This window comes from Rickettsia endosymbiont of Pantilius tunicatus (assembly GCF_964291875.1).
Lineage (GTDB): Bacteria > Pseudomonadota > Alphaproteobacteria > Rickettsiales > Rickettsiaceae > Rickettsia.
Genome location: NZ_OZ198175.1, coordinates 881,361 through 902,845, shown reverse-complemented (window position 1 = coordinate 902,845; position 21,485 = coordinate 881,361). Strand labels below are relative to the sequence as shown.

Genomic DNA, 21,485 nt, shown 5'->3' with positions numbered 1-21,485 from the left:
TCTAAATAAAAACTGAATTACCTGAACGCTCTCAAAAAATCAAGGTTAGGCTTGATTTTATAGTACAGCAAATTTTAGAGCTTGCAAAAGATAAAATTGCTATGATTATCTTATATGGTTCTTTTGCTAGAGGCGACTGGATACGTGATTTAATTAACGGCTATCATAGCGATACTGATATTCTGATTATTTTGAAAAAAGGTAAGTATAAAGGTCATGCTACTTTGAACTTAGAAGATAGTATATATAAAAGATTAGTAAAGATGGGAGTAATAAACCCTAAACAAATTATCCCATACGATTCAGAGATATCTATAATTCTTGAATCAATAGAAGAAATAAATAGACAGCTAGAAAAAAGGCGTTATTTTTATACTGATATCAAAAAAGAAGGAATACTTTTATATGATAGTGGTGAGTATGTTTTAAGCGAAGCTAAAGATTTACTTTGGAGTGAAATGAAAGAAATTGCTCAAGATTATTTTGAACAATGGTTTAGAAGAGGCAAAGGATTTTTAAAAGGAGCAATAAATTATTTAAAAGATTCTGAAAATGCTTTATCAGCCTTTTTACTGCATCAAGCTACCGAAAGCTTGTATAGTACTATCTTACTAGTTTTCTCTAATTATAAACTTAAGTTACATAATTTACAAAAGTTAGGTAGTATGGCAGAAAATTACGACAATGAATTATTACAAGTTTTTCCTATAGTAACTTCTGAGCAGAAAGAATGTTTTACGCTTCTACAAAAAGCTTATGTTGATGCAAGGTATGATAAAAATTATAAGATTACGAAAGAACAACTACTTTATCTTATTGGGCGAATAGAAAAGTTAAAAGAAATCACTGAAAGAATTTGTATAGCAAGGATTGATAGGTAAAGTGTCATAACGTGGCAGCATTATTGCGTGGATATAGCTTAATGCGATAAGGTAGTGACTTTTTTAAGAGCATAGTAAACCGCATCAAAAAAGTGCTCAAAATTAGAAACAGTTTTTCTTATTTCGTTCTTGATTTTAAACCAGTAATGCTCAATAGGATTTAAATCAGGAGAGTAAGTTGGTAAAAATAAAATACTGCAACCAACAGATTCAATTAACGTTTTCACTTTTGTACTTTTATGAAAATTAATATTATCCATTACTACTATCTGACCAGGCTTTAACTCTTTGATCAATATCTCTTGTACATAAGTTTCAAAAATGTCCTTATTACATGTCCCATCAAATATTATTGGGGCAATAATATCTTTGGCAGACACCCCAGCAATCATACTAATCCGTGATTTATGTTGATAGACCCTTTCACCATAACATCTTTGACCGATAATGCTCCACCCGTGTTCTCTACAGCTATTATCTTCTATCCCAGATTCATCGATAAATACTAAATCTTGTTTGTCTATAGTTTTTAGTTTCAATATAAACTCATTCCTTAGACCAACATCTCTTTTGGGATGAAGAAAAGTTTTTTTTATAACTATAACCTAATTTATTAAGCAATCTTGATATCGTACTTGCAGATACTTTTTGACTCCAGTTGTTAGCTAGTTCCATGGTGGTTTTATCAAAATTTAATTCTATAAATTTTTTAAATCCCTCTATGTCTCTTATTATTCTACGATGTCCTGTATGATAACCACTTTTTGCTTTGATATCGCCGGTTTGTTTCTTTAATTTTTTCCATTCTATTATAGTCTTCCTACTAATAGAGTATATCTCAGAAGTCTCTTTTATTGTTTTACCATCTGTTAAACTTTTTATTACTCGTATTCTTAAATCGTATGAATATGCCTTTGCCATAAGTTTTTCATTTAGTATAATCTAACTCATACTCTAAGTCACTATCTTATCGCATTAAGCTATACCAAATCGTCTGAGCTACGCGAATGAAATGAGCGTGGCAATCCAGAAAAAATAATAAAAATGCTATAAATTAGCATTTTTTAACTAGATTGCGTACGTACAATTACTTTGTAATTTCCTTAGCTCAGACGACAAAACTGATCCACGCGGGCAATGCCGCCACGGGATGACAGAGAGGCGATGATAAAAGAGGAAAAAGTTTAATTAGCAAACTTCAATAATATTATTATGACCTATTAAGTCAGCTTCATTCTTTTGAAGATGACAGGTAACTAAATCATTATAACTATATCCTCTCTCAGTAAGTAATGTAAAAGACTCATTAAGCGAATCTAAAATAACTTTTTCATGATTAATAACTACATAATCATTGCCTGTGCTTTTAATGCTATCTAGCTTAGGATCTGGTTTTAGCATTACTTGACCATTGATTTTTTCCAGTCCACTACTTTAAAACAATTTTGTTTACTAGTTGCTTCAGCAAAATTCACTAATCTATGATTATTAATAGCATGTAATACCTTATTTATCCCTAGATAATATCCACATTTATTTACTACTTCACCAACTTTGCTTGTTAGATAACTTGTTAATCCCCATATACCAGCTGATTGTTCTACAACAGTATTAGCTGATTTAGGAAGAGCAACAATATTTATTTTAGCTGCTAACTGCGGATTATTAGTATTAATAAAATTATGTTTAACATTATAAACTTCGCAATGTTTTGCTAGTTCTTCTATTGGGGTTACGACATCACCCGAAAAATTTTTATTTTTTATTGCATTTTCTACTACCTTTTTTGAACCAGGATTATCAAAGGTAACAGATTTTTCAAATTTTAATCCTCTGGAGTGAATTTCTACTCCGGTTAAATCTGAAACTATTGCTCCAAGAGAGTGACCACTAGTACTAAACTTGTAATCTATAACTTTTTCTTTTCCACCAGCTTGCTCTAAAACTTTAGTAACAAATTCCTTAACTGGTAGCAGTTTATTAGGAATACGACCAAAAGTGATACGTGCATCTTCGATTAAATCATACTTTTCTGTAATTATAGTACCAGAACTAGAAATATGAATTTCTTTAGTATTACGATTAATAAAAGCTACAGCTTTGTACCCATATTGGTTAGTATTTTTATCATCAACAGAAGTAGCTAATACCTCCCAGCCTGAATTTGCGAGGTTTTTTTTCTGTATCTTTATATTGTTTTGTTCCGAGTGCACGTGCTAAACTTACACCTTTATGTGCAAGCTCATCCGCAGACAAATCTACTATATGAAAGCTACCTGTAAGAGATTCTGAATCCTTAATTAAATGTGAAGATTTTAAATTATCGCTCATATTTTGTCTCGAATTAAATAATCTGCATTATAAGCATATTAGCTTACTATGTCAACAACGTTTTACTAAATAATTAACTAAACACTAATTTATTAATATCTGGACATTAACTTTAATATTAAAAGCCTGTATAGTGCTTATCGAATAATTAAATTTTTAACAAATAACAGGGTTTTTATGAGTGATACTAGAGAAGTAGTAATAAATTTAAATGATAGTAACGAAGATAATTAAAGAATATATTAGCTTTTATAGGTGATGTAGTATTAGATAGTACTAAAGCAATGTTTACGTTATTAAAATCAATGGATGATTTTAATGATGTATTTTCAGATCAAGAAATTATTGTTGAAAATTTTTATCCTAACACACATAACAATGATATTTTCACAATAGCTTATAACATTATAGGATCTGTTTGTGATTATGTATGTAGTTATTTCTGGGGTAGTAAATAATTAGGTGTACAAAATACCATGATTAATTGTAATAGTTGAGATTTTATCTTACATTTAGTAAAATAAATTAATTAATGATACTCCTCGCAGCAGAGCTACGAGGTATCTATCCAAAAAGTTTTAACTGTTTTTGTTGAAATGCTTTATAAGAAGGTTTGCCTGAACCTTTATTTTTTACATAATTACGTAATTTCCGCTCATCACCATGTTTACATACTGTGCTCATAAAATATCCTTTACTCCAAAACTCACTTCCCCATAATTTTTCTTTAAGATTTGGATATTGTCATTGTCAATTAGAAAGGGACCAGTAAATTACGTCAAAAAGGGACCACTATATTTAAAAATTTTTATGCCATATTACCTCCAGATTTATAGTTATTAATACGATAACTTTTACCTTTTATGTTTAGTATATGAGCATGATGTACCACTCGATCAATAATTGCATGAGTTAATACTTCATCAGCAAATATTTCATTCCATTTTTCAAAATCCTTGTTTGTGGTAATAATGGTAGATTTATTTTCATATCGTTTAGCAATAATATTAAAAAAGTCTTCTACTGAATGTTTTGGCAATTGCTTAAACCCGAGCTCATCAAGAATTAATAAATCAAACGATAGGAGTAATTTAACCTTTTTGTGATAACTATTATCTGCTCTTGCAATATGTAAATTATAAAGCATATCCGATACCGTAGTAAAATATACAGAGTATTCTCGTGTTAAAGCTTTTAATGCTAGCCCAATGGCAAGATGAGTTTTCCCAGTTCCTGAATCACCTATGAATATTACATTTCCCTTAGTATTAATATAATCACAAGTTGATAAATCACTTATTACTTTGGCATCAACACTTGGTTGGAAATTAAAATCAAAGTCTTCTAAATTTTTAGTTACCGGTAATTTAGCAGCACTTTTACGGCGACGGTAATTATTATCCTTACGGTTAGATTTTTCATCTTCACATAATAGTGATAGAAATTCTTTAAATCCTAGTTTATTATTTTGAGCATAAATAATCCTTTCATTTAAACTATTGACTATACCTGATAATCTAAAGCTTCGTAGGTCATTAAATAAGTTCTGCATTATTACCTCCAAACTCTGGTAATGGTAAGTTTACTGCATTACTATTTAAAATATTCTTAATTTTAGAGTAAGAACTTATACCATAATGTAGTGCTCTATGACAGGCTTTATCTATTAAGTCATCATTGTAAACCTTACGTAAAGAAATGATGCCTCTGGCACAACGTTGCCAATCATTCACTCTTGTTTGTTGTAATGATTCTAATAATAAACTGCAATTATTCCCTATCTGCTGCATTTGTTGTTGATAATGTTCACTATATTCTATAAAACCTGGGCATAGACGTTTGTGTTTGGCATAATGAGACGGATTAGTGGTAAATATCCCCTTGCCCTCTGTTCTAACATGTCTTGCTATTAAATCATTTTGTATAGAAAATATTTGAACAAGTTTTGGGGACAATTGTACCATTACATCACTGTATATATATTTTGCTGGTACAGAGTAATAATTATTATCTATGGTAATATGACAATCTTTTGCTACTTTTCGATTATGCCAAGATGACAAATCAAAAGTTTCTAATGGTAAAGGAATTAAACTACTTCTTTCCTCTTGCTCAAACAGTTCTCTAGGTATTCTCTTAGTAGTACCATGTATTCGGCTATTGACCTTATTTAACCAATTTGCAAGACCATGTGTTAATTCTTCATATCTATCAAATTTACGACCAGCAAAAAAATTATTTTTAACGTATTTTATTCCCGACTCAACTTTGCCTTTTTCTTGCGGTTGATAAACTCGACAAGGAGAAAGTAAAATTCCATAATGATCGGCTAAGCACTTATATTCCTTCTGATATACTGGCTCATAAAAATTGGCATCTACCACTCCAGCTTTAAGATTATCAAGTTTTATTACTTTTGGACTACCAGCAAAATAATTAAATGCATTGATATGACATTGAATCCATGTTTGACAACTTTGATCAAACACTACTTCATAATAATCAAGGCGACTATAGCTTAAACGCATATTAAATACATATGCTTTAACTCTACGCCCCTTAGAATTATACTGTAAGCCTATGTCACCAAAATCTACTTGTGCTTCCTCTCCTGCTAAAGTATGAAAACGAATGCAACTGTTATCCTTAATTTTATATTTTTTGATATAACGGGTCAAAGAAGTATAACTGCTTGTATAACCTTGATTTTTTAACTCCTCAAAAATTCTTATGTAACTTAGATTTTTTTCTAATAACTCAATTATTTTTTCGTGCCAAAAATCCAAAACTGAAGATCGTTCATAGATTGCTGGGGATTCTGTACCAGCCTCTACATAGCGGTTTATTATTTTTCGTACTGTTTTGCGGTCTGTTCTTGTTAGTTTGGCAATATTCCTTTGACTATTGCCTTGTTTATAAAGGGTGATAATTGTTGTATACATATTTATTCTTATCATTGTATCACTAGATATTTACTTGCTTAATTATCTAGTGAATATTGCACATTAACCTTATTAGGTCACACCAACTTCTCTGGTCCCTTTTTCGTGCAATTTACTGGTCCCTTTTATTTTAGCAATGACAGATATTTCTTAAACATTTCCTTAGATGTAATACTTTTTATGATTTGAGTTATTTTTGTTGGGCTATACATTGGTATTGACTGTAGTAAAAAATGTACATGATCTTTATCTACTCCTATTTCCAAAAATCTAATTTCATAACGAGCTTCTATGTCCTCACAAATTTTACATAAATAATCGTCTAGTTCCTCATTGAATATTACTCTTCTATACTTTGCCGGTGTTACTAAATGATATATTAGTACTGTGACATTATGACTTTTATGTATATAACTGCTTTCTTCTATGCATCTAGTATATCACGAAGCAGAGCTTCGGGGAATTAAACCCTAAGAGATTAATTATTAAATGGAGATAAGAAATGAACTTAAATCAAAAAATAATAAAGCCAAAATTAGGATTACTAGAACTCGCTAAGAGTCTTGGTAGCATATCATCAGCATGTAAAGCGATGGGCTATAGCAGAGATAGTTATTACAGATTTAAAGAACTGTATGAAACTGGTGGTGAAGAAGCGTTGTATGAAATTAGTCGAAGAAAGCCAATAATAGCCAATAGAGTTGATCCAGCGATAGAGAAGGCAGTAATGGATATGGCAATAGAATATCCAGCATATGGTCAGCTAAGAGTATCAAATGAGCTTAAGAAGAGCGGTATACTTGTATCACCTGGAGGAGTGAGATCAATTTGGTTACGTAATGATTTAAACAATATCAATAAAAGGCTTAAAGCATTAGAAGCAAGGATGGCTCAGGATGGTATTGTACTTACTGAATCTCAGTTACAAGTACTAGAGAAACGACGTAGCGAAAAAGAAGCCCATGGCGAGATTGAGACACAGCATCCAGGTTATCTAGGATGCCAAGATACATATTATGTAGGAAATTTTAAGGGTATAGGTAAGGTTTATTCTCAGGTATTTATTGATAGCTATAGCAGAGTAGCTGATGCTAAACTATATATAGCTTAATGCGATAAGATAGTGACTTAGAGTATGAGTTAGATTATACTAAATGAAAAACTTATGGCAAAGGCATATTCATACGATTTAAGAATACGAGTAATAAAAAGTTTAACAGATGGTAAAACAATAAAAGAGACTTCTGAGATATACTCTATTAGTAGGAAGACTATAATAGAATGGAAAAAATTAAAGAAACAAACCGGCGATATCAAAGCAAAAAGTGGTTATCATACAGGACATCGTAGAATAATAAGAGACATAGAAGGATTTAAAAAATTTATAGAATTAAATTTTGATAAAACCACCATGGAACTAGCTAACAACTGGAGTCAAAAAGTATCTGCAAGTACGATATCAAGATTGCTTAATAAATTAGGTTATAGTTATAAAAAAAACTTTTCTTCATCCCAAAAGAGATGTTGGTCTAAGGAATGAGTTTATATTGAAACTAAAAACTATAGACAAACAAGATTTAGTATTTATCGATGAATCTGGGATAGAAGATAATAGCTGTAGAGAACACGGGTGGAGCATTATCGGTCAAAGATGTTATGGTGAAAGGGTCTATCAACATAAATCACGGATTAGTATGATTGCTGGGGTGTCTGCCAAAGATATTATTGCCCCAATAATATTTGATGGGACATGTAATAAGGACATTTTTGAAACTTATGTACAAGAGATATTGATCAAAGAGTTAAAGCCTGGTCAGATAGTAGTAATGGATAATATTAATTTTCATAAAAGTACAAAAGTGAAAACGTTAATTGAATCTGTTGGTTGCAGTATTTTATTTTTACCAACTTACTCTCCTGATTTAAATCCTATTGAGCATTACTGGTTTAAAATCAAGAACGAAATAAGAAAAACTGTTTCTAATTTTGAGCACTTTTTTGATGCGGTTTACTATGCTCTTGAAAAAGTCACTACCTTATCGCATTAAGCTATATTTATTGATAGCTATAGCAGAGTAGCTGATGCTAAACTATGGTAAATTAAGTTGAAGTTTGCGTATTAAAGAATTGAATTAAAGCATTATATAATTGATCAAATTGAGTAATTTTAGCTTTAATCCATCGCTTCATATTGGTCCAAAATTTCTCTATTGGATTTAGATCAGGGGAGTAAGGTGGTAAGAATATTATCCTACAACCTACTGATTCTATTAGTTCTTTGGTCCTTTGAGACTTATGGAAAGCAGCGTTATCCATCACTACAACTTGTCCAGGTTTTAGCTCTTTTATTAAAAATTCTCCAACCCAACTTTCAAATAATTGTCTATTACATGTTCCATTAAATATCATCGGTGCTATACACTCTTTATTAACATAACCAGCTATGATATTTGTTCTGTTGTAATATTTACCGCTTTTTTTACCAATAAGTTTTTCGCTTTTTTTGCCCCATCCTCTATCTTTGCAGATATTTATCTCAATACCACTTTCATCAATATATACAAGATGTTCTATTGGTGTATCTTTTATGACCTCTTGGTACTTATCTCGCTTTTCTTGACTTGCTTCCAAGTAGGAAAAGTCTTTTTTTTATAGCTAAAACCTAGTTGCTTTAACCAATAATACGCACCCACAGAACTCATATTAAAATACGTACCCATTTCTAATAATGTGAAATTAGGATTAGAACTCACGTACAACTCAACATCTTGACTTGTTACCCGTCCTTTTTTGCCTCCTATTCTTCTTGCTAAATAATGTCCTTCGGACTTATATCTCTTATACCAATTCCTTACTGTGTTTGCTGCTATTTCAAATCTTATCGCAGTGCTATTGCAGCTATTACCTCTTTCTACATATCCTATAACTCTTTTTCTAAAATCTTGACTATATGATCTTGGCATTTTCCTTTATATATATCATCCCTATACTCAAACCTCAACTTAATTTACTATACATAGCTAATACTCTTATCAAATAATTAATTCGCATATAGATAATTTAGAAGCTTAAGACAATCAATATGTTATGGAATAATATAGAAGTTAATTTATAGTTGCAATGAGAATCAATTAGAAATGTCCACAAAACCTAATATTTTAGTATTTTCTTTTTCTTTATAATTATGCCAGTCTAAGGTTATATCGAGAGTATCTTTATTATAGTTTATATCTAATAAGTTAACATCAGGGTCATAGGTTAAAATGTTATTTAACATGTAAATAGTATAAGTTTTATTAAAGCTATTTGTAGAAGTCAAGATTTGATCTTACAGACACTATAAAAATTATATCTGAATATCTGATAAATTATGACTGTCAGATGAGTATTCAAGATATAAGATTTCATTGTTCTTTTCAATAGCTAATTTCTTACTATCCTTAAAAGTTTGCATAGGCGTTTTACCATAACAATATTTTCCTGAATGTGGTCGCTCATTATTGAAATGCTCTAACCAAATATCAAGATCTAATTGTAAATCATCAAGATCAGTGTAGATCCTTTTCCGCATAGCTGTATCAAAGAATTCTTGTGTCATAGTTTTATTAAAACGTTCACACATACCATTTGTTTGAGGAGAATATGCTTTAGTAATAGTATGTTCTATACCTTCGATACTTAGAAATAATTCAAAAGCATGATGCTCTATATTTCCCTTATATTCTGACCCGCGATCTGTCAGAATACGAAGTATTGTATGCCTTGAGTTTCATACCATGGTAACACGCGGTCATTAAGCATATCAGCAGCAGTTAAAGCTGTTTTATCAGTATATAGTTTAGCATCAGCTACTCTGCTATAGCTATCAATAAATACCTGAGAATAAACCTTACCTATACCCTTAAAATTTCCTACATAATATGTATCTTGGCATCCTAGATAACCTGGATGCTGTGTCTCAATCTCGCCATGGGCTTCTTTTTCGCTACGTCGTTTCTCTAGTACTTGTAACTGAGATTCAGTAAGTACAATACCATCCTGAGCCATCCTTGCTTCTAATGCTTTAAGCCTTTTATTGATATTGTTTAAATCATTACGTAACCAAATTGATCTCACTCCTCCAGGTGATACAAGTATACCGCTCTTCTTAAGCTCATTTGATACTCTTAGCTGACCATATGCTGGATATTCTATAGTAAATTAAGTTGAGGTTTGAGTATAGGGATGATATATATAAAGGAAAATGCCAAGATCATATAGTCAAGATTTTAGAAAAAGAGTTATAGGATATGTAGAAAGAGGTAATAGCTGCAATAGCACTGCGATAAGATTTGAAATAGCAGCAAACACAGTAAGGAATTGGTATAAGAGATATAAGTCCGAAGGACATTATTTAGCAAGAAGAATAGGAGGCAAAAAAGGACGGGTAACAAGTCAAGATGTTGAGTTGTACGTGAGTTCTAATCCTAATTTCACATTATTAGAAATGGGTACGTATTTTAATATGAGTTCTGTGGGTGCGTATTATTGGTTAAAGCAACTAGGTTTTAGCTATAAAAAAAAGACTTTTCCTACTTGGAAGCAAGTCAAGAAAAGCGAGATAAGTACCAAGAGGTCATAAAAGATACACCAATAGAACATCTTGTATATATTGATGAAAGTGGTATTGAGATAAATATCTGCAAAGATAGAGGATGGGGCAAAAAAAGCGAAAAACTTATTGGTAAAAAAAGCGGTAAATATTACAACAGAACAAATATCATAGCTGGTTATGTTAATAAAGAGTGTATAGCACCGATGATATTTAATGGAACATGTAATAGACAATTATTTGAAAGTTGGGTTGGAGAATTTTTAATAAAAGAGCTAAAACCTGGACAAGTTGTAGTGATGGATAACGCTGCTTTCCATAAGTCTCAAAGGACCAAAGAACTAATAGAATCAGTAGGTTGTAGGATAATATTCTTACCACCTTACTCCCCTGATCTAAATCCAATAGAGAAATTTTGGACCAATATGAAGCGATGGATTAAAGCTAAAATTACTCAATTTGATCAATTATATAATGCTTTAATTCAATTCTTTAATACGCAAACTTCAACTTAATTTACCATATTGCCATATCCATTACTGCCTTCTCTATCACTGGATCAACTCTATTGGCTATTATTGGCTTTCTTCGACTAATTTCATACAACGCTTCTTCACCACCAGTTTCATACAGTTCTTTAAATCTGTAATAACTATCTCTGCTATAGCCCATCGCTTTACATGCTGATGATATGCTACCAAGACTCTTAGCGAGTTCTAGTAATCCTAATTTTGGCTTTATTATTTTTTGATTTAAGTTCATTTCTTATCTCCATTTAATAATTAATTTATTTTACTAAATGTAAGATAAAATCTCAACTATTACAAATTATATAATTAAAATCTACTAAATGCCTCAGGGTTTTTATTTCTTTTAAATTAGCAATCTCATATTTAGATAACCTGCTTCATTTAATTCTAGCTTATCTGAATTTAAATAAATATTTTCGTTTGTAGTTTTACCCATTTGAAATAAGTATAAACATAGATATTTGCCACCCGTTATATGAGGAAAAAACCTATCACCCAATAGTCCAAATACAAATTCATTATTAAATATATTGTCTCTGTTTTTACCATAATAAAAGCTTTTAGGTCTAAATGCTACAATTGCTCCTTTAAATAACCATGCATCTTCAGCTTTTTCTATCCTTAGCATATGGTATAAGCTAGTTTGTTTTAAATCCTTATAACAAATTTCATAAAAAAATCTATAAATTTTTAATATTTCTTTATTAGTAAATCATAAGTAGAAAAACCTGTAATAATATTATTACAAATAAAATATAAAAAGGTTATCCTGATAGGATAAAATAAATTATAATATTGTCAATCTAAAGTTTAATTATTAAAAACATGAAAACAATATATAAAACTGCTAATATATGTGCAGGATAGGAAAGATTAGACTTGAGTTTGAAAAGATTGTCAGGACTATAATTATTTCTTAAGTAATTAACGTAAATCATTAATTAAATTTCTGTTGCATTTCTAAACTTATTTTTATAACCTTAAGTTAATAAAATTTAATAGGGGTAGATTATGCAATCTTTTTTAAATATTTTTAGAAAATTAGAATCACCACCAGTAGAAGAAAAGTTACCAGATGAAGTGCTACATAATAAATTAATAGCGGCAATAAAATCAGAAAACTCTTTAGAAGCTTTAAAATTAATTCCAAAAATGAAAAATGAGGAATTAGCTAAACCTAATAATTACGGGAATACCCCTTTATATTTAGCTCTCAATAAAAAATTAGGACCAGTTTGTGAAGCACTTGTTTTAAGAATGTCTGATAAAGATATCAGTATTATTGAAACATATGTTGAACTAGATAATACAGAACAAAAGGAAACATATTTTACTTTAGCTGCCGCTAGAGGCTTTAAAAAAGTTTGTGAAAATCTTGCTCCAAGAATGTCTAAAGAAGCAATTAATGTTATAACTGCAAAAAAATACACAGCTTTAACATTAGCTGCCGCTAAAGGTTGGGGAGAGATTAGTATAGAGCTTATTCCAAAAATGGATTTTGAAGTTATAAATACTATAACTGGAACAAATAATACAGCTTTAACTTTAGCAGCTGATAAAAATTTGCCTCAAGTTTGTATAAAACTTATTCCTATAATGTCCGATGAAGTTATTAATGTCACTGAAAATAGACACAAGGATTCTGCATTAAGAAAAGCTATATGGAATGATTTAGATGTAGTTTGTCAAATGCTTATCCCAGTAACATCTAAAGAAAATATTAACTATATTGATAATAGTGATAGAACGCTTTTAATTTTAGCTGCACAAAAAGGTATGAGAGTAGTTTGTGAAATGCTGATTTCTAGAATGATTAGAAGATAAGTCATTAGATATTCTTAACCATGTTGTTAGTAAAGGTGAACTTGAAGGCGAGTCTGCACTAAGCCTAGCTATGGGGCGAAATCTTGAGACAGTTTGTCAAATGCTTATTCCAATGGCACCTAAAGAAAATATTAGCTATATTGATAATGATGACAGGACACTTTTAATTTTAGCTATACAAAAAGGTATGAAGCTAGTCTGTGAAATGTTGATTTCTAGAATGATTGAAGATAAGTCATTAGATATTCTTAACCATGTTATTAGTAAAGGTAAGCTTAAAGGTGAATCTGCACTAAGCCTAGCTAAAAAACAAGAAGGCTTTGAAGATATATGTAAATCATTACAAACGCAACAAGATGCATATGAAGAACCGAAGCAAAAAAAATATGAAGAAAAATTTGAAGAACCTCTACCAAAAAAACGATTCTGGAAGATATTAATGAATTATCAATCAAAATGAAAGATAGTGCTAATATTAATAAAAATATAGTAGAATATAGTATTGATAATAAAATAAAAAAATTAAGTGAAGATTCTGATTTATCAAAAATACATAAAGATATACAAGATATTATAGATTATAATAACAATACTAAAGAAAAATTATTGGCTTTAAAAGATCATCTTAATCAAATAATTGATGCTCAAACTATAAATACCGAGCAACAAATTAGTCTTGAAGCATTAGGCGATGTATCTGTAGAGTTCAGTAATTTTAGGGGAGTTTAATATTAAAGTATATTTCTGCTTCGAGATATTGCTGCGTGGATCAATTCAATCTTGTCATCCCGCAACTTGATTGCGAGATTCAGTTAAAAATACTAATAAAATTAGTATTTTTTATTGTTTTTCTGGATGCTGTGGTCAAGCAACTAGAATGACACCAAGAGCGTTTTTTGATCCACGTGGGACAAGCCTTAAGTGGAAATAACATAGAGCCCTCCAACAATATTCTTAGTTATACATCTTAAATGCCTGTACTGTATTTTTAAGTAAAAAAGCAATAGTCATAGGTCCGATGCCACCTGGAACGGGGGTAATATATTTAACTTTAGATTTAACATTTTCAAAATCGACGTCGCCAATAATTTTATTACCGCTGATCCTATTAATCCCTACGTCAATTACTATCGCATCTGGCTTAAAATATTTAGAAGTCAGTTTTAGAGGTGAGCCGATAGCTGCAACAACGATATCGGCTTTAGTGGTAATGGAGCTTAAATTCTGTGATTTAGAGTGGCAAATAGTTACACTGCAATCTTCTTTTAGAAGTAATGCACTCAAAGGTTTGCCGACGATATTTGAGCGTCCAATAATTACAGCATTTTTACCGCTTAAATTTGGCTCATATTTCTTAATTACCTCAAGGCAACCAAGGGCAGTGCAGGGTACAAAACCACTATCAATTCCGCTATGTAAGTAACCAACATTTAAAGGATGAAAACCATCAACATCTTTATAAGGTGAGATGGCAGACAAGATTTTATTTTTGTCTATAGATTCTGGTAAAGGAAGTTGAACTATAATTCCTGAAATATGTTGATCAAGATTTAATTCATTGATTTTTGCTATTAAATCTTCTGTTTTTATAATAATAGGAAGATTTAATAATAAAGTATCAATACCTATTTTATTAGCATGTTTTATTTTATTTTTGACATAAATAATACTTGCAGGATTGTCACCAACTAAGACTATTGCTAGTTTTGGTAATTCTCCTGTTTTATCCTTAAGCCTTTGAACTTCATGCTTTAATTCGCTCAATATTTCATTTGCTAAAGCTTTGCCATCAATTACGTTATTCACTCTTATTTGCTTCTCCGAATTTAGTAGTTGAGTACTCAAAATGTAGAGCCTTGCCATCAAATACTTTACCATAAGCATGGTGGAGACTGCTTGCTGCTTCGGCAAAACCAGTAAGAATTAGTTTAAGCTTACCATCATAATAAGCGACATCACCAATAGCATATATACCTGAAATATTAGTTTGGTAATGCACAGGATCGACTTCGATGTGGTGAAGCTTTATATCAAGTCCCCAATTTATTAAATTACCTAATTCCTGCTTCAAACCAAAAAATGGCAATAATATATTAGCATCTAATTTACGTGTATTATTTTGTAAGTCTCTAACTATAACAGCTTGAAGTTCGCTATTATTTCCCTCTAATGAATCTAATTGATAACCGGTAACTAACTCAATTTTCCCACTTTCTGCTATATCTTTTAATTGTCTTAAACTTTCATTTGCTGCTCTAAATTTATCACGTCTATGAACTAAATATATTTTATTAGCAATCTCAGAAAGAGAAATAGCCCAATCAACCGCCGAATCACCACCACCTGCTATAACTATATTTTTACCTGTAAATTTACTTCGGTTATTAATAAAGTAAAAAACTGATTCATTCTCAAATTCTTCGATATTTGTAAGGGGAGGTTTGTTGGGACCAAATGAGCCAGCTCCTGCCGCAATAATAATTACTTTGCTTTTAATAACAATATCTTTTGAGGTTTTTACTTCAAAAAATTCACCTTCTTTTTTTAGTTCTACCGCTTGTTGATTTAAGTGATAAACCGGATTAAACGGAGCTACTTGCAATTCTAGCTGTTTTATTAGCTCGGCTGCGGCAATTTTAGGGTATGCTGGTATATCGTAAATAGGTTTTTCAGGGTACAGAGTAATACATTGTCCTCCTATAACCTCTTGTGCATCTATTACGTGGCACTTCATTCCTAGCATTCCTGCTTGAAAAATGGCAAATAATCCGACAGGACCAGCCCCTATTATTAAAACATCGGTATTATGCATTGTTTTCTATATTTGATTTTAAAACAGGATTTTATTGAATATTGGGGAAATAATCAATTATTATTAATTATAATGTTTAAATAGATATTGATTTAATATACCTTAATTTAGCCTAAGTAAGAGTTTTTTGATCTCTAGTAAGTAATGTAGCCTCAAGACTTTTTGCCCTTGCTACAAAACGATTTTATCGGCTGGATTGCCATGAAAATCATCAATAAGAGAAATGCTTTTAGCCGCAATCTCTGAAGAAATATCTTTAATAGCTAACCCATTAATATCTGTTATAAAATTCAGAAAATCTTTTATAGGTCCATAGATATTATTACGCTTTTTAAAATGATATGCTATATCCTTATAGTTTTTTTCAATTTTAAATATTATTACTTTAACTTTTCAACTTCTTCTTTGGCTAAATCTGTGAAATATATTATTTCATCTAAAGGTTTATTCTTTTCTAGCATTTTTTTTTGCCATAATAGCTTTTTCTTCTTCTCTACCTTGTTGCATCCAAAGGTGAGCTATACTTTTCATAATGTTCTCTCTTTTTTTAGGATTTAATTTTGATTTAAGTAGTTTTTCTACTTCTATTATATCACTTTGCTTAATCTTGGTCAAAGTGTAGCATAAAATTAGTTCTATGTGATCAATACCAATATCAACTTTAGCAAATTTAGGTAAAAGATCAGATACCTCTTCCCACCTTTTTAACAGATCACGTTCGTGAATATGCTTCATAAAAAACTGTAATATTCCTGACCATGCTTTTTCTTTCAATTTTTCGTCCGGAATATCATGAACATTGATTAATTGATAATCACCGCTCCATGTAGCTTTTACAAGTTCACTATTTTCAAATAGTTCCCATAGATTTCGTGGAGTATTATATTTTTGTACACCGTTATAAAATATCAAAGGATATATGAAAGGAAACTTTTTGCTTTTTGTTGCTTTCTTGTGGTATTCAGCAATTTTAAGCATATATTTAAATAACCGCAAAGCCATATTATATTTAGATATGCTTTGATGTTCGAGCAACAGAAACAAGTAACCTTTGTTATCTCCGAATTTAGCAGAAAATAAAATATCTACTATCGATTTCTTAAGTTCTTTGTCTACAAAACTGTCTTTTTCCATTTTAAGAGTTTCGAAAGAAAGCAAGTTTTGTATATGAGATGGTAAATGCATCTCAAAAAACTCTTTAGAAACTAAAGGATTTTCAAACGCACTTCGGATAATTTCGTCGTGTTCAGGCTTTGTAGACACTTAATTATTGATGTACTATTAATATAAAACGCGCTATATACATTTTCTACTAATAGTAGAATAATATTATTTTTTTAATTAGTAATAGAATAGATATAAAATAAAACAAGTTTATGACTTTAAAAACTCTGTGGGAAAAATATCATAAATTTTATTTAAAATATAACTATTTTTTAAACTATTCTTGTAAAATTGTTAAGATTTATAAAAAATAAATAATAGAAATTAATTATTTTTAACTAAACAACCCTCAGCTATAAGCTGAGGGGTTATAAAGTGGAATCGATTAGAAATCGATCATCATTCACAGGTTCACCTTCCTGTTCATCAATATAGTGCTGTATCATTTCATCAGTTATATTACCTGAACTGACTGCCATATAGCCCCTAGCCCACAAATGATTGCCCCAAAATTGTTTTCGTAAATGAGTAAATTCTTGCAATAAAATTCTTGAGCTAATGCCTTTTAAATACTGTACTAACTTGCTAAGAGATATTTGCGGCTTATATGAGATAAACATATGTACGTGATCACATGATATTTTCCCTGAAATTATATGTACTTCATGTTCCATACAAATCTGCCTCAGTAAATCTCTAGTCCTTTCCGATACTTTGCCTATCAATATTCTCTTCCTATATTTTGGTATCCATATAAGATACACTTTTAAATCATACTGACTATGACTATTCTTTCTATAACTTCTCATATTTCTTGATATAAATTCATTGCTAAAGCAATTTCATTATATCTTCCCTTCGCCTAAAGGCGAGGGATTTTTGATCCCCGAAGGGGGACATTAAAATTTAGGATATTTATGAGGAATAACCTTAAGATCTTACTTAATATTATTGCTATTGGTATTTTAATACTAAATAGTAGTAAAATTTTCGCTACTGCTACAACAAATTTTGCAGTTACTGCAACAGTTTTGCCGTCATGTACAGTTACAGCAACCCCCTTAAATTTTGACCCCTACACCTCTCAGTCTAATAGTGATAAAACAAGTACTATTAGTGTAATTTGTACTACTGGCACATCTTATCATGTAAAATTAGATCAAGGTCAGCATGGTACTTCTACTACTGCTCGTAAAATGCAAGGGACTGTTACTAGTAGTACCCTTAATTATTTTATTTATTCTGATTCTGCTAGAACTATTAATTGGGGAAATAATGCAAATAACAATGATTCACCGCAAGGAACAGGTACAGGGCTTGCTCAAACCTATACTGTTTATGGGGTCGTATACCCTCAGGTCAAACAACAGCACCAGCAGATGCTTATACCGATCAAATCGGAGTAAGCATAACAGTTCCATAAATATCTAAACTTAATAATTATAAGGTCATATGTTAAAAAAATATTTTAATTTGGTGATTTTTTTACTGATATTATTTTCAAATCTATCCTCTGCTGCTAATTTTACTATTATGCCGGTAAAAATAGATATTAATAAAAACAATAAAGTAGCAACCATGACATTGCAAAATAATGATTTGATGGAAAGAAGTTTTCAGTTAACAGTATTAAAAAAAGAACACAAGGATGGTAAAGAAGAATATGTAGAGACAAAAGATTTAGTAGCAACACCTTTAATGTTCAAGGTGCAAGGTGGTAAAATGCAATTAATAAGAATTGCTGTGAAAGGTAAAGAAAATATTTCTACGACAGAAAATGCTTACCGAATTTCTGTAAAAGAATTAGCACATAAAGTAAAAATAGATGATACTATCACTTCAACAGTAGATTTTATTGTCGAATTTAACGAACCCATAACAATTTCCGGCTAAAAATTTTTAATTTAAATAAATCAAAGCCATGTGCTTTTTATATAAAATAATATCATTATTTATAGGTATTATTTTATTTAATTCATTAAGCTATGCAGAAATTACAAATGATAGTGAATTAATTGTTTCATTAAAAGTAAATTATGTAAAGACTGATGTATTTCCTACAATTGTGCAGAATAAGCAAAGAAATTATCTAATCCCGCTTGAAGATATAGAGCATTTTAATGTACAAGAAGAATATCTAAAACAAAGTTTAGTGACTTACCATGATATACAATACATAAATTTAGATTTACTTGTAGGTACAAAATATAATTTAAATCATGAAAATTTAGATTTAGATATCATTTTTCCTACCGAAAAAATGCAAGGTCAATCATTTAATGCTACTGATATGCCTATTAAAGAAGTTGATAATAAGCTAATTAATGGAGCGTATTTCAATTATAATCTTACCCTTAACTCAAGATGATCATAGTAATTATCTAGCAGGGGTAGAGGAACTAGATTATGCAACTGAAAACGGCGTATATAGTTATAGCTTTTTACTTCAAAGCAAAGCCGTTAACTCAAACTTTTCCAAAGTAAGGAATGCTCAAAAAAACTATAATAAATTTACTCGTTTAGAAACTAATTGGACATATGAAGATGAAAATAAAATGACCAATTGGCGAGTGGGTGATAGTTTTACAAAACCTGCTATTTGGTCTAATTCAACTAGATTTGCTGGAATTCAATATGCAACTAATTTTTCTGTGCGACCAAATTTAATCACTTATCCCTTACTTGACTTTAGAGGAAAATCAGAGCTTCCTAGTAGTGTTGAGTTATTTTCGAATAATATTTCTATATATAATGCAAAAGCTAGAATGGGGGATTTTGATATAAGCAATATTCCGGTTATTACGGGTAGGGGGGATTTAATAGTTAAAACGCAGGATATAACTGGTAAAATCGAAACAATTACTATTCCTTATTATGCAACCCCGAGCTTACTACGTCCTGGACTTTCAGATTTTTCGTATGAAACAGGTTTTCAAAGACAAAATTTTACTATTAAGAGTAATGATTATAAATATTTAATTCTTAATACGGATTATATGCTTGGTATAAATGATTATTTAACAAGCGGCGGACATTTTGAATTTTTGAAAAATAATGGAACTGTTGGTACAACCAGTAATTTTAAAATTGGTAATTACGGAGTTGCTGGGTTTTCTCTAGCAAGTAATATCAAAAATTTTGGACATTCTCAAAGAGTTAACTGCGGATATACTTATGAATCAGAATATTTTGATTTTAATAGTAATTTAGATTGGAATAATAAGAATTATAGAGACGTGTATAACTATCCTAATAAAACCTATTCAAATTTAAGATATCAAATCTCAGCAAGTTATGGTAATGGCGATATTGGTAATATAAGTATAAATTTTTTAACTTATGCTATAAAAGGTACACTCAAAAATAAGAGATCAAATATTATATCAGCAACTTATCAAAAAAATATTACCAAAAGAGGCGTCTTAAACTTTACTATAGGTACAGATTTAAAGGATAGGCATAACGGTAATTTTGCTTATCTTTCCTTTAATTTAAATCTAGACAATAATAGAAGTGTCTTACTTATCGATTCATATCAAAATAAGTATCATATTAAACAACTTGGCTTTTCATCACCTATCTCTTCAAATCTTGGTTGGGGATATAGTGCTAATTTAATTAAAGCTAAAAATACAAATTATAACGTACAAGTTAATCGTAATGGTGAACATAATGATATGGGACTCTATTTATATAAAAATGATGCATCAACAACTAAACAATTTAATATTCAAGGCAGTGTTGTCTCTATTGATAAGAATTATTATATGACAAGACCAATTACTGGAGGTATTGCCTTAGTTAAAGTAAGCGATATGAAAGATGTTGGAGTTTATAATAATAATCAACTAGTTGGTTATACAGATGATCAGGGTAAAATACTTATTCCAAACGTAACTCCTTATGTTCCATCTGAAATAAGGTTAGATGATGAAAAACTACCTCTTAATACTGAGTTTTCCGATATTGCATTAAATATTGCACCGAAAACAAAATCGGCAGTAAAATTAGATTTTGGTATTAAAATTGTTAGAAGTGTGGAAATGACAGTATTCGATAGTAATAAACATTTCATGCCGCTTGATAGCAATGTTACTATTTGAGGGAATAGATGAAGAGTTATTTGTTGGTTATAATGGAAAGGTTTATATAAATGATATCAAAAATCTTGAAGTATTAAATGGTTCTGTCTGTAATGAAAATGTAGAAAATAGTAAATGTTGCCATTTTAGTATACCAGTTAATAAAGATTCAAATGATCCAATAATTGATTTAGGTGAGATAGTATGCGAATAAAATATTTGGTGTTTTTGATTAGTTTAGCCTTATCAGGGCAAACTATGGCAACGTACTTAGTATCTGTACCAACTGTGGGATTTAGTAATGTTAGTACGTCGTCTAGTAAAACTA

25 protein-coding genes and 5 pseudogenes are annotated in these 21,485 nt (G+C 30.3%); 13 read left to right on the top strand and 17 right to left on the bottom strand.

The window, feature by feature from the left end; translation table 11 throughout:
* Positions 1 to 101: 101 nt before the first annotated feature.
* Positions 102 to 881 carry a HEPN domain-containing protein gene (locus ACICQC_RS05180; RefSeq protein WP_395476247.1) on the top strand — a complete coding sequence of 260 codons (780 nt, stop codon included), beginning with the start codon at positions 102 to 104 and terminating at the stop codon, positions 879 to 881.
* Positions 882 to 919: 38 nt separating this feature from the next.
* Here ACICQC_RS05180 and ACICQC_RS05175 read toward each other — a convergent pair.
* The 7 genes and pseudogenes from ACICQC_RS05175 to tnpA (ACICQC_RS05145) form a co-directional block, all read right to left on the bottom strand.
* Positions 920 to 1,802, bottom strand: a protein-coding gene (locus ACICQC_RS05175) for an IS630 family transposase (protein WP_395476246.1) whose coding sequence is annotated in 2 segments (ribosomal slippage) — positions 920 to 1,474 and positions 1,476 to 1,802 — 882 coding nt in all. Because the reading frame shifts where the segments join, the coding sequence is not laid out codon by codon here.
* A gap of 267 nt (positions 1,803 to 2,069) precedes the next feature.
* The gene (locus ACICQC_RS05170) at positions 2,070 to 2,282 is read right to left on the bottom strand and encodes a hypothetical protein (protein WP_395476245.1); all 213 of its coding nucleotides are present in this window, start codon (positions 2,280 to 2,282) and stop codon (positions 2,070 to 2,072) included.
* Positions 2,282 to 3,094 (bottom strand): hypothetical protein, encoded by an 813-nt coding sequence (locus tag ACICQC_RS05165; protein WP_395476244.1) that lies wholly within the window; start codon positions 3,092 to 3,094, stop codon positions 2,282 to 2,284. The genes ACICQC_RS05170 and ACICQC_RS05165 overlap by 1 nt, the downstream gene beginning before the upstream one ends.
* Before the next feature lie 682 nt (positions 3,095 to 3,776).
* Positions 3,777 to 3,902: pseudogene (locus tag ACICQC_RS05160) on the bottom strand (hypothetical protein); the annotation flags it as partial.
* 118 nt (positions 3,903 to 4,020) lie between these two features.
* Entirely contained in the window at positions 4,021 to 4,764 is a 744-nt protein-coding gene (istB, locus tag ACICQC_RS05155) for an IS21-like element helper ATPase IstB (protein WP_341790851.1), read from the bottom strand.
* Positions 4,748 to 6,154 (bottom strand): IS21 family transposase, encoded by a 1,407-nt coding sequence (gene istA, locus ACICQC_RS05150; protein WP_395476243.1) that lies wholly within the window; start codon positions 6,152 to 6,154, stop codon positions 4,748 to 4,750. The genes istB and istA overlap by 17 nt, the downstream gene beginning before the upstream one ends.
* Before the next feature lie 149 nt (positions 6,155 to 6,303).
* Positions 6,304 to 6,582, bottom strand: a pseudogene (gene tnpA / locus ACICQC_RS05145) (IS200/IS605 family transposase); the annotation flags it as partial.
* A gap of 74 nt (positions 6,583 to 6,656) precedes the next feature.
* Here tnpA (ACICQC_RS05145) and ACICQC_RS05140 point away from each other — a divergent pair.
* Positions 6,657 to 7,256 (top strand): annotated as a pseudogene (locus ACICQC_RS05140) (helix-turn-helix domain-containing protein); the annotation flags it as partial.
* A 63-nt stretch (positions 7,257 to 7,319) separates the two neighbouring features.
* A protein-coding gene (locus ACICQC_RS05135; protein WP_395476242.1) for an IS630 family transposase occupies positions 7,320 to 8,202 on the top strand; the annotation gives its coding sequence in 2 pieces (ribosomal slippage) (positions 7,320 to 7,646 and positions 7,648 to 8,202; 882 coding nt in all).
* Between the two features lie 52 nt (positions 8,203 to 8,254).
* Here ACICQC_RS05135 and ACICQC_RS05130 read toward each other — a convergent pair.
* The 4 genes and pseudogenes from ACICQC_RS05130 to ACICQC_RS05115 form a co-directional block, all read right to left on the bottom strand.
* Positions 8,255 to 8,785: an IS630 family transposase gene (locus tag ACICQC_RS05130; protein WP_395476239.1), complete on the bottom strand. Its 531-nt coding sequence runs from the start codon at positions 8,783 to 8,785 to the stop codon at positions 8,255 to 8,257.
* Entirely contained in the window at positions 8,740 to 9,117 is a 378-nt protein-coding gene (locus ACICQC_RS05125) for an IS630 transposase-related protein (RefSeq protein ID WP_395476240.1), read from the bottom strand. The genes ACICQC_RS05130 and ACICQC_RS05125 overlap by 46 nt, the downstream gene beginning before the upstream one ends.
* A 164-nt stretch (positions 9,118 to 9,281) precedes the next feature.
* Positions 9,282 to 9,473 carry a hypothetical protein gene (locus tag ACICQC_RS05120; protein ID WP_395476241.1) on the bottom strand — a complete coding sequence of 64 codons (192 nt, stop codon included), beginning with the start codon at positions 9,471 to 9,473 and terminating at the stop codon, positions 9,282 to 9,284.
* A gap of 27 nt (positions 9,474 to 9,500) precedes the next feature.
* Positions 9,501 to 10,348 (bottom strand): annotated as a pseudogene (locus ACICQC_RS05115) (integrase core domain-containing protein); the annotation flags it as partial.
* A 49-nt stretch (positions 10,349 to 10,397) separates the two neighbouring features.
* Here ACICQC_RS05115 and ACICQC_RS05110 point away from each other — a divergent pair.
* Both ACICQC_RS05110 and ACICQC_RS05105 read left to right on the top strand, forming a co-directional pair.
* Positions 10,398 to 10,775: an IS630 transposase-related protein gene (locus ACICQC_RS05110; RefSeq protein ID WP_395476240.1), complete on the top strand. Its 378-nt coding sequence runs from the start codon at positions 10,398 to 10,400 to the stop codon at positions 10,773 to 10,775.
* A complete protein-coding gene (locus ACICQC_RS05105; RefSeq protein ID WP_395476239.1) occupies positions 10,730 to 11,260 on the top strand; it encodes an IS630 family transposase in 531 nt (176 codons plus the stop codon). The genes ACICQC_RS05110 and ACICQC_RS05105 overlap by 46 nt, the downstream gene beginning before the upstream one ends.
* 7 nt (positions 11,261 to 11,267) lie before the next feature.
* On the opposite strand, the pseudogene ACICQC_RS05100 reads toward ACICQC_RS05105, so the two are convergent.
* Positions 11,268 to 11,507: pseudogene (locus ACICQC_RS05100) on the bottom strand (helix-turn-helix domain-containing protein); the annotation flags it as partial.
* Positions 11,508 to 11,618: 111 nt separating this feature from the next.
* Positions 11,619 to 11,903 carry a hypothetical protein gene (locus tag ACICQC_RS05095; RefSeq protein WP_395476238.1) on the bottom strand — a complete coding sequence of 95 codons (285 nt, stop codon included), beginning with the start codon at positions 11,901 to 11,903 and terminating at the stop codon, positions 11,619 to 11,621.
* A 383-nt stretch (positions 11,904 to 12,286) separates the two neighbouring features.
* On the opposite strand from ACICQC_RS05095, the gene ACICQC_RS05090 reads away from it, so the two are divergent.
* The 3 genes from ACICQC_RS05090 to ACICQC_RS05080 all read left to right on the top strand — a co-directional run bounded on the left by ACICQC_RS05090 (position 12,287) and on the right by ACICQC_RS05080 (position 13,828).
* Positions 12,287 to 13,099: a hypothetical protein gene (locus ACICQC_RS05090; RefSeq protein ID WP_395476237.1), complete on the top strand. Its 813-nt coding sequence runs from the start codon at positions 12,287 to 12,289 to the stop codon at positions 13,097 to 13,099.
* Positions 13,100 to 13,169: 70 nt separating this feature from the next.
* Positions 13,170 to 13,559, top strand: coding sequence for a hypothetical protein (locus tag ACICQC_RS05085; protein ID WP_395476236.1), 390 nt, complete (start codon positions 13,170 to 13,172; stop codon positions 13,557 to 13,559).
* Complete coding sequence (locus tag ACICQC_RS05080; protein ID WP_395476235.1) at positions 13,556 to 13,828, top strand: hypothetical protein; 273 nt, start codon at positions 13,556 to 13,558, stop codon at positions 13,826 to 13,828. The genes ACICQC_RS05085 and ACICQC_RS05080 overlap by 4 nt, the downstream gene beginning before the upstream one ends.
* A 225-nt stretch (positions 13,829 to 14,053) precedes the next feature.
* On the opposite strand, the gene folD is transcribed toward ACICQC_RS05080, so the two are convergent.
* From folD to tnpA (ACICQC_RS05060), 4 genes are all read right to left on the bottom strand, one after another.
* Positions 14,054 to 14,905 (bottom strand): bifunctional methylenetetrahydrofolate dehydrogenase/methenyltetrahydrofolate cyclohydrolase FolD, encoded by an 852-nt coding sequence (folD, locus tag ACICQC_RS05075; protein ID WP_395476234.1) that lies wholly within the window; start codon positions 14,903 to 14,905, stop codon positions 14,054 to 14,056.
* Positions 14,898 to 15,911, bottom strand: coding sequence for an NAD(P)/FAD-dependent oxidoreductase (locus ACICQC_RS05070; RefSeq protein WP_395476233.1), 1,014 nt, complete (start codon positions 15,909 to 15,911; stop codon positions 14,898 to 14,900). The genes folD and ACICQC_RS05070 overlap by 8 nt, the downstream gene beginning before the upstream one ends.
* A 444-nt stretch (positions 15,912 to 16,355) precedes the next feature.
* Positions 16,356 to 17,174, bottom strand: a complete 819-nt coding sequence (locus ACICQC_RS05065; RefSeq protein WP_395476232.1) for an Rpn family recombination-promoting nuclease/putative transposase — start codon at positions 17,172 to 17,174, stop codon at positions 16,356 to 16,358.
* A gap of 269 nt (positions 17,175 to 17,443) precedes the next feature.
* Positions 17,444 to 17,884 carry an IS200/IS605 family transposase gene (tnpA, locus tag ACICQC_RS05060; RefSeq protein ID WP_395476231.1) on the bottom strand — a complete coding sequence of 147 codons (441 nt, stop codon included), beginning with the start codon at positions 17,882 to 17,884 and terminating at the stop codon, positions 17,444 to 17,446.
* A 108-nt stretch (positions 17,885 to 17,992) separates the two neighbouring features.
* Between tnpA (ACICQC_RS05060) and ACICQC_RS05055 the strand changes: the two genes are divergently transcribed.
* The 5 genes from ACICQC_RS05055 to ACICQC_RS05035 are packed head-to-tail and all read left to right on the top strand — an operon-like array spanning position 17,993 to position 21,371.
* Complete coding sequence (locus ACICQC_RS05055) at positions 17,993 to 18,481, top strand: spore coat U domain-containing protein (RefSeq protein WP_395476230.1); 489 nt, start codon at positions 17,993 to 17,995, stop codon at positions 18,479 to 18,481.
* A gap of 46 nt (positions 18,482 to 18,527) precedes the next feature.
* Complete coding sequence (locus ACICQC_RS05050; RefSeq protein ID WP_395476229.1) at positions 18,528 to 18,968, top strand: molecular chaperone; 441 nt, start codon at positions 18,528 to 18,530, stop codon at positions 18,966 to 18,968.
* A 28-nt stretch (positions 18,969 to 18,996) separates the two neighbouring features.
* Positions 18,997 to 19,443, top strand: a complete 447-nt coding sequence (locus ACICQC_RS05045; RefSeq protein ID WP_395476228.1) for a hypothetical protein — start codon at positions 18,997 to 18,999, stop codon at positions 19,441 to 19,443.
* Positions 19,400 to 21,178 carry a fimbria/pilus outer membrane usher protein gene (locus ACICQC_RS05040; RefSeq protein WP_395476227.1) on the top strand — a complete coding sequence of 593 codons (1,779 nt, stop codon included), beginning with the start codon at positions 19,400 to 19,402 and terminating at the stop codon, positions 21,176 to 21,178. The genes ACICQC_RS05045 and ACICQC_RS05040 overlap by 44 nt, the downstream gene beginning before the upstream one ends.
* Complete coding sequence (locus ACICQC_RS05035; protein ID WP_395476226.1) at positions 21,165 to 21,371, top strand: hypothetical protein; 207 nt, start codon at positions 21,165 to 21,167, stop codon at positions 21,369 to 21,371. The genes ACICQC_RS05040 and ACICQC_RS05035 overlap by 14 nt, the downstream gene beginning before the upstream one ends.
* The last annotated feature ends 114 nt before the right edge of the window (positions 21,372 to 21,485 follow it).